The organism is Nocardia tenerifensis NBRC 101015, from assembly GCF_000308715.1.
GTDB lineage: Bacteria > Actinomycetota > Actinomycetes > Mycobacteriales > Mycobacteriaceae > Nocardia > Nocardia tenerifensis.
Window position 1 is genome coordinate 22,028 of record NZ_BAGH01000058.1, and the last position, 9,541, is coordinate 31,568.

6 protein-coding genes are annotated in these 9,541 nt (G+C 69.5%); 4 read left to right on the plus strand and 2 right to left on the minus strand.

Annotation, left to right across the window (positions count from 1 at the left end; genetic code table 11):
* The first annotated feature begins 60 nt into the window (after positions 1–60).
* Genes eccD through ON39_RS05110 form a run of 3 tightly spaced genes read left to right on the plus strand, consistent with a single transcriptional unit; the run spans position 61 to position 7,080 of the window.
* A complete protein-coding gene (gene eccD / locus ON39_RS05100; protein ID WP_040731544.1) occupies positions 61–1,536 on the plus strand; it encodes a type VII secretion integral membrane protein EccD in 1,476 nt (491 codons plus the stop codon).
* A 12-nt stretch (positions 1,537–1,548) separates the two neighbouring features.
* Entirely contained in the window at positions 1,549–2,958 is a 1,410-nt protein-coding gene (mycP, locus tag ON39_RS05105; RefSeq protein ID WP_051186315.1) for a type VII secretion-associated serine protease mycosin, read from the plus strand.
* A 48-nt stretch (positions 2,959–3,006) separates the two neighbouring features.
* On the plus strand, positions 3,007–7,080 hold the full coding sequence (locus tag ON39_RS05110; RefSeq protein WP_040731547.1) for a type VII secretion protein EccC: 4,074 nt from the start codon (positions 3,007–3,009) through the stop codon (positions 7,078–7,080).
* Here ON39_RS05110 and ON39_RS05115 read toward each other — a convergent pair.
* Positions 7,062–7,643, minus strand: a complete 582-nt coding sequence (locus ON39_RS05115) for a GNAT family N-acetyltransferase (RefSeq protein ID WP_040731550.1) — start codon at positions 7,641–7,643, stop codon at positions 7,062–7,064. The two genes, ON39_RS05110 and ON39_RS05115, sit on opposite strands and share 19 nt — an antisense overlap.
* Positions 7,640–8,449, minus strand: coding sequence for a GntR family transcriptional regulator (locus ON39_RS05120; protein ID WP_040731552.1), 810 nt, complete (start codon positions 8,447–8,449; stop codon positions 7,640–7,642). Before ON39_RS05120 ends, ON39_RS05115 begins: the two co-directional genes overlap by 4 nt.
* A gap of 170 nt (positions 8,450–8,619) precedes the next feature.
* Between ON39_RS05120 and ON39_RS05125 the strand changes: the two genes are divergently transcribed.
* Positions 8,620–9,120: a DUF4254 domain-containing protein gene (locus ON39_RS05125; protein WP_040731553.1), complete on the plus strand. Its 501-nt coding sequence runs from the start codon at positions 8,620–8,622 to the stop codon at positions 9,118–9,120.
* The last annotated feature ends 421 nt before the right edge of the window (positions 9,121–9,541 follow it).

Sequence of the window (9,541 nt, forward strand, 5' to 3'; positions counted from 1 at the left end):
CCACCCAGTGCGGTCGAGGCGTGAACAATCGTCAGTGGAGAGGCCGGGGGTCCGGGGTCGTTGATCGAGTCACCAACCAGTGGCACACGCGCCGCTGAGCCGGAGCTGAGTCGGGTTTCCGTCATCGGCGGCAACACTCAGCTCGACGTCGGGCTGCCCGCCACCGTGCCGATCGCCGGCTTCATCGGCGACCTGGTGGCCCTGATCGAATCCCGCAACCCCGACCAGGTCGAGGCCGACGACGACTCGGTGCCGCTGCAGGCGCAGCACTGGACCTTGGCGCGGATCGGGCAGGAGGCGTTCGCGCCGAGCCGCACGCTCAACGACGCCGACGTGCACGACGGTGAACTGCTGGTGCTGCGGTCGGTCACCGCGAAGGAATCGCCCGCCCTCTTCGACGACGTGATCGACGCCGTATCCCGGCTCACCGCCGAGGAATTCCGGAGCTGGACCGGTCCGTCCGCGCGGTGGATGGGCCTGGCCACCTCGGTGCTGACGGTGCTCGTCTCGATGGCGCTGCTGGTGATCTCGCGCGGGCACGGCGATCCGCTCGCTCCCGCGTTCGTGCTGTCGGCCGTGGGCATCGGCGCGTTCGTCGCGGCCGGCTTCGCCGCGCGCAAATACTTCGACCAACTCACCGCGACCTGGCTGTCGCTGGACGGACTGCTGCTGTTGTTCGGCGGGGCGGCGCTTTTCGTGCCCGGCGAACTCGGCAGCTCGCACCTGCTGCTCGGCAGCTCGGTGACGCTCGTGGCCGCCGTGCTCGGCTATCGGATCATCGGCGCGGGCGCCACCCTGTTCTCCGCCGCGGGCGCGGCCAGCGTGATCGCCGGTGCCGCCGCGGCGGTGTATCTCGCCTGGCACCCCGGCCTGCCGAAGCTGTCCGCCGGCCTGGTGGTCGTCGGCGTCGCGTTGCTGTCGATGGTGCCGCGGCTGGCCGCCTTGCTGGCCCGGCTGCCGATACCGCCGGTGCCGACCGCGGGCGCCGCGATCGACCCGGCCGATCACGAGCAGCGCCCGACCATCGAGGGCATCGGCGCGATCGGCGCCACCGCGCTGCCGTCGGCGTCCGGCCTCGGCGAGCGGGCCCGCGCGGCCAATCAGTACCAGTCGGGCTTGATCATCGCGTGCACGCTGAGCGCGGTGATCGGCGCGTTCGGCGCGGCCGATCCGCTGGGTTCGGCCCGCTGGCAAGGGATCACGCTGGCCGTCGTCACCGGCATCATCCTGTGCCTGCGCGGCCGGTCCTTCGCCGACCTCACCCAGGCCGCGACGCTGATCGCGGGCGGGTGCCTGACGTTCGTCACGCTGGTCGTCGGTGCGGCGTTGGGGGACAGCGAGTTCGAACTGGTCGGCGTCGGCCTGCTGGTCGCCTTCGCGGCGGGCACGGTCGGCTTCGGCGTGATCGGGCCGCATATCGAGGTCACGCCGGTGACCCGGCGCATGATCGAGATCTTCGAGTACCTGCTGATCATCTCGCTGATCCCGCTGGTGCTGTGGATCATGAACGTCTACTCACTGGCCAGAAACATATGAGTGCGGGAACCGATGGGACCTAGCGCTTTCCGTCGTGGCCTGCTGCGGACGGCGTGCGCCGCCGCGGTGGTCGGCCTCGTCGGTGCGCCGGCCCCGCCCGCCTCGGCGATCTCACCGCCCGGCATCGATCCCGGAGCCCTCGCCATCGCCCAGGCGCTGAGTGGCCGCCCCGCGCCGCTCGAGCCGACCGAGCAGCGTGACCAGTGCGCCGAGCCCGCCCTCACCGGGTCGCCGCCGAGCGAGCCGCCGATCGCGCAGCGGGTGCTCGACCTGCCCTCGGCGTGGCAGTTCAGCAGGGGCGCAGGCCAAAAGGTCGCGGTCATCGACACCGGTGTGCAGCGGCATCCGCGTTTGGCCGCGCTGCAGCCGGGTGGCGACTATGTCTCCGATACCGACGGCACGGTCGACTGCGACGGCCACGGCACCCTGGTCGCCGGCATCATCGCGGCGCAGCCGAGCCCCGCCGACGCGTTCACCGGCGTGGCGCCGGACGCGGAGATCCTCACCATTCGCCAGCTCAGCCTCGCCTACGAGAAGAAGGATCGCGGCAGCGATCGCCCGCCGGGCACCATCCGCGCGGACGGCTACGGCAGCGTGCTCACCCTGGCCGCGGCCGTCGTGCGCGCCGTGGATCTCGGTGCCACCGTCATCAACATCTCCGAAGTGGCATGCAGCCCAGCGGGTTCCGACACCGCCGACTCTTCGCTGGGCGCCGCGGTGAAGTACGCCTACGACCGCAACGTCGTCGTGGTGGCCGCCGCGGGAAACGTCGAGTCGAACGGTCCGTGCCAGAAGCAGAACGAGGGTTCCGGCTGGGGTTCGGTCACCACCGTGGCCAGCCCGGCGTGGTTCTCCCCGTACGTCTTGGCGGTCGGCTCGGTGGACGCCGACGGCAAGCCCTCGGACCTGTCACTGCACGGCCCGTGGGTCGCGGTGGCCGCGATCGGGCGCAATATCGTCTCCCTCGACAGCAAAGGCGGCGGCGTCGGGCTGGTGAACGGTGTGCAGACCGACGAGGGCATTCGTCCGGTGGACGGCACCAGTTTCGCGGCGCCCTATGTAGCGGGGCTGGCCGCGCTCGTGCGGTCGCGATTCCCGAATCTCGATGCGCGACAGGTGATGGAGCGCATCATCCGCACCTCGCATGCCCCGGGCACCGGCCACGACGACGCGATCGGCGCGGGCCTGATCGACCCGCTCGCCGCGCTCACCGCGCAGCTGCCCGACAAGCCCGTGAGCGAGGGAGCCGACGTGGAGCGGGCCATCGCCGCGCCCGTCATCCCGCCGGGGCCCGATCCGCGGCCGCGCCGCATCGCGGTGATCGGCTCGCTGACCTGCCTGACCGCCCTGGCCATCGGCATCGCGGTGGTGATTCCGTTCCGCCGCCGACGCCGGGACATCGACGCGGAGTTCGATCCCTGACCCTGGCGTCGCGCCGAACACAGACAGCTCGACCGATCGAAGGAATCCATGGCTACCGAAGGTTTCGTCCGACGACCCCGGATAGCGCCGCCACGGGCACCCGGTGGCGAGGTGGCGCTGACCGCGCCGCCGGAGATTCCGCGCCCGCTGCCCGCGCCGCTGATGATGAAGCTGATGCCGGTCGTCATGGTGATCGCGGTCATCGGCATGATCGCGATGATGGCGATGATGGGCCGCAACCTGCTGGCCAATCCGCTGTCGATGATGTTCCCGATGATGATGCTCATGTCGATGGTCGGCATGATGGCCGGCTTCCGCGGCGGAACCGGCAAGCGCGCGGTCGAGCTCAACGAGGAACGCAAGGACTACTTCCGCTACCTCGATCAGATCCGAAAAGACGTGCGGCGCACCGGCAGCAAGCAGCTGGAGACGCTGGTATGGAGCCACCCGGACCCGGCCGACCTGCCCTCGCTGATCGGCACCCGGCGCATGTGGGAGCGCAGGCCCAACGATCCCGACTTCGGGCACGTGCGGGTCGGCATGGGCAGCCACCGCCTGGCCACCAAGCTGGCCCGGCCGGAGACCGGTCCGCTCGAGGACCTGGAGCCCGTCTCCACCGTCGCGCTGCGCCGGTTCGTGCGCACCCATTCGGTGGTGCACAGCCTGCCGACCGCGGTCTCGCTGCGCGCCTTCCCCGCGATCAACATCAGCGGCCCGGCTCACGACGCGCGCATGCTGACCCGCTCGATGCTGATGGAGCTGGTCACCTTCCACGGCCCCGACCATCTCGCGGTCGCCATCGTCTGCGCGGACCCCGACGGGCCGTGGGCATGGGCGAAATGGCTTCCGCACCTGCAACATCCGACCCTGCGCGACGGCATGGGCTCGGCCCGCATGATGTACACCTCGCTCGGCGAGCTGGAGACCGCGCTCTCGGCGGAGCTGATGGAGCGCGGACGGTTCATGCGCAACCCGCAGCCGACCCAGGGGCGGCTGCACCTGGTGGTGATCATCGACGACGGGTACGTCAACGGCAACGAGCGGCTGATCAGCGAGTCCGGCCTGGATTCGGTGACCGTGCTAGACCTCACCGCGCCGGAGGGCGGCCTCGCCGCGCGGCGCGGGCTGCAGCTGGTCGCCGCGGACGGCGACGTGTCCGCGCGCAGCGCGGCGGGCGTGGAGAAGTTCGCCACCGCGGACCAGGTGAGTCCGGCTGAGGCCGAGGCGTTCTCGCGCGCGCTGTCGCGCTACCGGCTCGCCACCGCGGCCCAGATCGTCAGTCTCGGCGAGGGCTCGACGGCCGACCCGGGGCTGATGGCGCTGTTGAAGATTCCGGACGCCGCGCAGATCGATCCGGCGCGCGTCTGGCGCCCGCGCACCGCGCGCGAGCGGCTGCGCGTGCCCATCGGCATCACCCCCGACGGCACGCCGGTCGAGATCGATATCAAGGAGTCGGCCGAGAACGGCATGGGCCCGCACGGCCTGTGCATCGGCGCGACCGGCTCCGGTAAGTCGGAGTTCCTGCGCACCCTGGTGCTCTCGCTGGTCACCACGCACTCACCGGACGCGCTGAACCTGGTGCTCGTCGACTTCAAGGGCGGCGCGACCTTCCTCGGACTGGACTCGCTGCCGCACGTCGCGGCGGTGATCACCAACCTGGAAGAGGAACTGTCCCTGGTAGACCGCATGAAGGACGCCCTGGCCGGCGAGATGAACCGGCGCCAGGAGCTGCTGCGGTCGGCGGGCAACTACGCCAACGTCACCGACTACGAGAAGGCAAGGGCCGCAGGCGTTCCGCTCGATCCGCTGCCCGCGCTGTTCGTCGTGGTCGACGAGTTCTCCGAATTGCTCTCGCAGAAGCCCGATTTCGCCGAGCTGTTCGTGATGATCGGCCGGCTCGGCCGCTCGCTGCACGTGCACCTGCTGCTCGCCTCGCAGCGGCTCGAGGAGAACAAGCTACGCGGCCTGGAGTCGCACCTGTCCTACCGCATCGGCCTGCGCACCTTCTCGGCCAACGAGTCGCGCGCGGTCCTCGGCATCACCGACGCCTACCACTTGCCGAGCGTGCCCGGCGCCGGGTACCTGAAGAGCGACGCCTCGGATCCGTTGCGGTTCAACGCGAGTTACGTGTCCGGGCCTTACGTCGCGCCGGTCGGCACGGTGACCGGCGAGGACGGCACACCGGTCGGCGGGCAGCGGCCCGCGGTGTTCACCGCCGCGCCCGTGGAGACGCCCGAGCCGATCGCGGACGACTCCGCGCTCGATCTGCCGCCGTCCCCGACGAACCCGCTGCTGGAGCTCCCGCCGCCGCCCTCGGCGCTCGGCGCGCCCGGCTCCGAGGAGGGCATCCCGGACTCCCTGCTCGACGTGGTCGTCAAGCGGCTGACCGGCCACGGCCGCCCCGCGCACGAGGTGTGGCTGCCGCCGCTGGACGAGTCCCCGACGGTCGACATGCTGCTGCCCGACCCGGATTGGCGCTCGCCGGTCAACCGGCACGGCCAGTTGTGGATGCCGATCGGCGTCATCGACAAGCCGTACGAACAGCGCCGCGACGTGCTGACCATCAGTTTGGCCGGCGCGCAGGGCAATGTGGCGGTCGTCGGCGGTCCGCAGTCCGGTAAATCGACCACCCTGCGCACCATCATCATGGCCGCCGCGGCCACCCATACCCCGCAGCACGTGCAGTTCTACTGCCTCGACTTCGGTGGCGGCAGCATGGCGGGCCTGGTCGGCCTGCCGCACGTCGGCTCCGTGGCCGGTCGGCTCGACGGTGACCGGGTGCGCCGCACCGTCGCCGAGCTCACCTCGCTGATGCGCCAGCGGGAGGAGCGGTTCACCGAGCTCGGCATCGAGTCGATGGCCGAGTTCCGGCGGCGCAAGTTCGCCGCGGCGGCGCACGTGCCCGAGGGCGCGGCGTCGGCCGGAAATCCGTTGGCGGACGACCGATTCGGCGACGTGTTCCTGGTGATCGACGGCTGGGCCGCGATCCGCGAGGAGTTCGAGGTGCTCGAGCCGCAGATCAATTCCATTGCGGCACAGGGCCTGTCCTACGGCATCCATATCATCATCGGCGCGTCCCGGTGGGCCGAGATCAGGCCGGTGGTCAAGGACCAGATCGGTACCCGGCTCGAGCTGCGACTCGGCGACCCCACGGACTCGGAGATGGGGCGGCGCACCGCTTTTCAGGTGCCGGTCGGCCGCCCCGGCCGCGGCATGACACCGGATCAGCTGCACATGCTGGTGGCCCTGCCTCGGTTGGACTCCGACTCGAACCCGGACTCGCTCGCCGACGGCGTCACCCTGGCCCGGCAGGAACTCGCGGAGCTGCACGCCGGCAGGCGCGCGCCGGAGGTACGGATGCTGCCCATGCAGTTCCCCCGCGAAGACCTGCTCGCCATCGTGCGCGAACAGGACATCGAGCTGAGTCCCACCCGGGTGGCCGTCGGTCTCGGTGAATCCGAATTGCAGCCGTTGATCCTGGATTTCGGCACAGAGCCGCACTTCATGGCCTTCGCCGACGTCGAGTCCGGCAAGACGACGCTGCTGCGCAATATCGTGACCGGCGTGGTGGAGAACTCCACCCCCGATCAGGCGAAGATCATCATGATCGACTACCGCCGGACCATGCTCGGCGTGGTCGAGGGCGACCACCTCGCCGGGTACTCCACCTCGTCGCAGACCTGCGGGCCGATGATCCAAGAGGTCGCGGAGTTCCTGTCCAAGCGCATCCCCGGCGCCGACATCACCCCGCAGGAGCTGCGCGACCGCAGCTGGTGGGAGGGGCCGGAGATCTACATCGTGGTCGACGACTACGACATGGTGGCGACCAGCAGCATCAATCCCTTCGCGCCGCTGATCGAGTACATGCCGCAGGCCCGCGACATCGGCATGCACTTCGTGGTCACCCGGCGCATGGGCGGCGTCTCGCGCGCGCTCTACGACCCGATCATCGGTGGGTTGAAGAACCTCTCGGTGGACACGCTGATCATGAACGGCTCCCGGGACGAGGGCAAGATCATCGGCGAGATCCGTCCGAGCAAGCTCCCGCCGGGCCGCGGCACGCTGGCCTCCCGCAGCAAGGGGCAGGAGATGGTGCAGATCGCCTACCTGCCGCCGGTGTAGGAGGCGACGGAGATCTCGGGCAGGCCGGCCTCGAGATCCCAGCTGTCGGTGCGTCTTTCGAAGAGCGCACGGGACGGACCCGTCGCCACCGGGCCCGCTATGCGAGCGAGCTCGAAGCCCTCCCTGCGGTAATAGTCGTGCAGCTCGGTGTTGGTGGTCCACGCGTCGAGGCGGACCCAGTCGCGCTCCTGTCGGCGCGCGAGTCCGGCGGCGTGCGCGAGCAATCGGTGGCCGATGCGGTGTCCGGCGAAGCGCAGGTCGACGATCATGTAATGGACGACGACCGCGTCGAATAGTTCCCACGGCGACCAGAGCCCCGGGTCCGCGTGGCGATTCACGGTAATCGTGCCCGCGGGCTCGCCCGCCATCTCGGCGATCCAGGTCTCGCCCGCGTCCAGCGACCGGCCGACGGCGCGCGCGAAGATCTCGATGGGCAGGCCGCGGCCCGTGACCGTCCACTGGTCGGAGCCGCGCGCGGTGAGCCACGCGGTGCGTTGCAGGCGTAGTCGGCAGATCACGCCCAGATCGTCAATTGTCGCCTGGCGGAGCAAGATTGCGTTCATGCCGATGCGATACCCGGTCCGTACGGGACGCCGATGGTGCGTCCGATGACGCCGAGGCCCTCGGTGTCGCCGAGCTGATAGGCGAGCCGATTGCGCGCGGCAATCGAGCGGTGGCGGGTCGCCCTGGTGACCCGTTGGTGATTCGCGCCGATCCGCAGATGGTCGAGCAGGATCGTGCCCGTCGCGACGCCGAGCACGGTGGCCTCCTCGGCGGAGGCCGGCCGCGCCGTCAGGGTATCGCGGTGCGCGGTCTCCGCGTGGCCCCGGTCGGCCAGGCGCCGGGTGGTGCCCTCCGGAATGTCGTGCGGCGAGTCGATTCCCGTGGCCTCGGCCAGGTCGCGCGGGTAGAAGCTGACCTCCCACGACCACGGCTCGTTGTCGAGAAACTGGACGACCGTCCTGGCCAGCACCCAGGAGTCCTCCGGCACGCCGAGCCATAACGCGACCGAGGGCCCGGCCGGCTCCATCTTCGCGCTGAACTCCTTGGACGGCACGCGATTCGCGGCGCGCGCGATCTCCTCGAAGATATCGTGCGGCGACTTCGGCCGATCCTGGCGGATATGGTCGGTGACGACCGATTCCAGAACTTCCTGGTTTCGCACGATGGTCCCGCGGGAAGTAGCTGTATAGACAAGATTTTCGGTGACCAAGACCTGAATGGCGTTGCGAGCGGTCGTCAGCGAGACCTGCATGTGCTCGGCCAGTTCCGTGTGGCTGGGCAACCGATCACCCGGCTTCCACTTTCCCGCGCGGATCTCCTCGCGGAGGAGGTCTGCGATCCGGTGGTACGTCGGACCGTCCGCCATCTTGCTCCTCGGTTGGTCGTGCAGGTAACGAAGTGTACTCTTCGTGACTTCCTACGGCCCGGTAAAGCTTGACAGGTGCCTTCAGAGGTTTATTGTAATGAACGTCCTGATCCGGTGTTGTGCGGCGACGACGGCGAGGCAACGTGGCAGGTTCGGATACAACGGTCGTAATGGCTCTTCCCGGCGCCCTGCGGTGCGCCGAATCGGTGGTGCAGTCCCATACTCCCGGCCTGCTCCCCACTTCGGATCTACTTGTTCGGGCGTGTCGTGGACACCGCGTAGTCGGCGGTCCGCTGCTCTGGTTCGCCCGCGATCTCGCGGTGCTGCACGAGCGCAGACTGGTCGGCCGCGGTGGCTCGGTGGACACCGACCCGCTGGTGGTCCTTGAAATCGAGCGTCGCAGAGCCGAATTGGTCATGGCCATCGATGACTGGGTCGCGCGCAGCGTTCCCCAGCACCGCCTCGGTGCGACCCTGCACACCGAGACCGTCGGCGCGGTCATCGACCGCATCGCCGAATCCTCGGTGCGCGCCCACCACGCGCTGATGACCCTCGACGCCCACGACGAAAGACTGCACGGCGCCTGGCACCACCTCGCCGAACTCGCCGACGCCTACGACGACCTAGTCCGCGACATCCTCGCAGGCAGACGCCGCCTCCCCGAGTGGTAACCCCCGCACCCTCTCTCAGGCCCCGCACCGACTTTAGGGCCCTATTCCGAGTGCGTGGCCCAAGTGAGGGTGCGGGATCTACTGGATTGCGCCGCTGATGATGCTTGACGTGCGCGCCGATGCCTAGGGCGGTCTCGTCCGCGACATCCCTGCGGGCAGTCGACCACGACGCCGCACTCTCACTCGGGATCCGCACCGAGTTTAGGGCCCTATTCGGAGTGCCTGGCCCGAGAGGTGGTGCGGGATCTATTGGAGTGCGCGCCTGATGACGCTCGCGGGCAGTCGTCGCCTCCCTCCACGATGCTGCACTCTCATTCGGGATCCGCACCGACTTTCGGGTCCTATTCCGAGTGCGTGGCCCGAGAGATGGTGCGGGATCTACTGGGTTGCGCGGCTGATGACGCTCGACGTACACGCCGAT

Bases quoted from the DNA above. Each gene is read 5' to 3' on its own strand.
- ON39_RS05115 (WP_040731550.1), bottom strand. From the start codon at position 7,643: ATGAACGCAATCTTGCTCCGCCAGGCGACAATTGACGATCTGGGCGTG.
- ON39_RS05110 (WP_040731547.1), top strand. From the start codon at position 3,007: ATGGCTACCGAAGGTTTCGTCCGACGACCCCGGATAGCGCCGCCACGG.
- ON39_RS05125 (WP_040731553.1), top strand. From the start codon at position 8,620: ATGGCTCTTCCCGGCGCCCTGCGGTGCGCCGAATCGGTGGTGCAGTCC.
- mycP (WP_051186315.1), top strand. From the start codon at position 1,549: ATGGGACCTAGCGCTTTCCGTCGTGGCCTGCTGCGGACGGCGTGCGCC.
- ON39_RS05120 (WP_040731552.1), bottom strand. From the start codon at position 8,449: ATGGCGGACGGTCCGACGTACCACCGGATCGCAGACCTCCTCCGCGAG.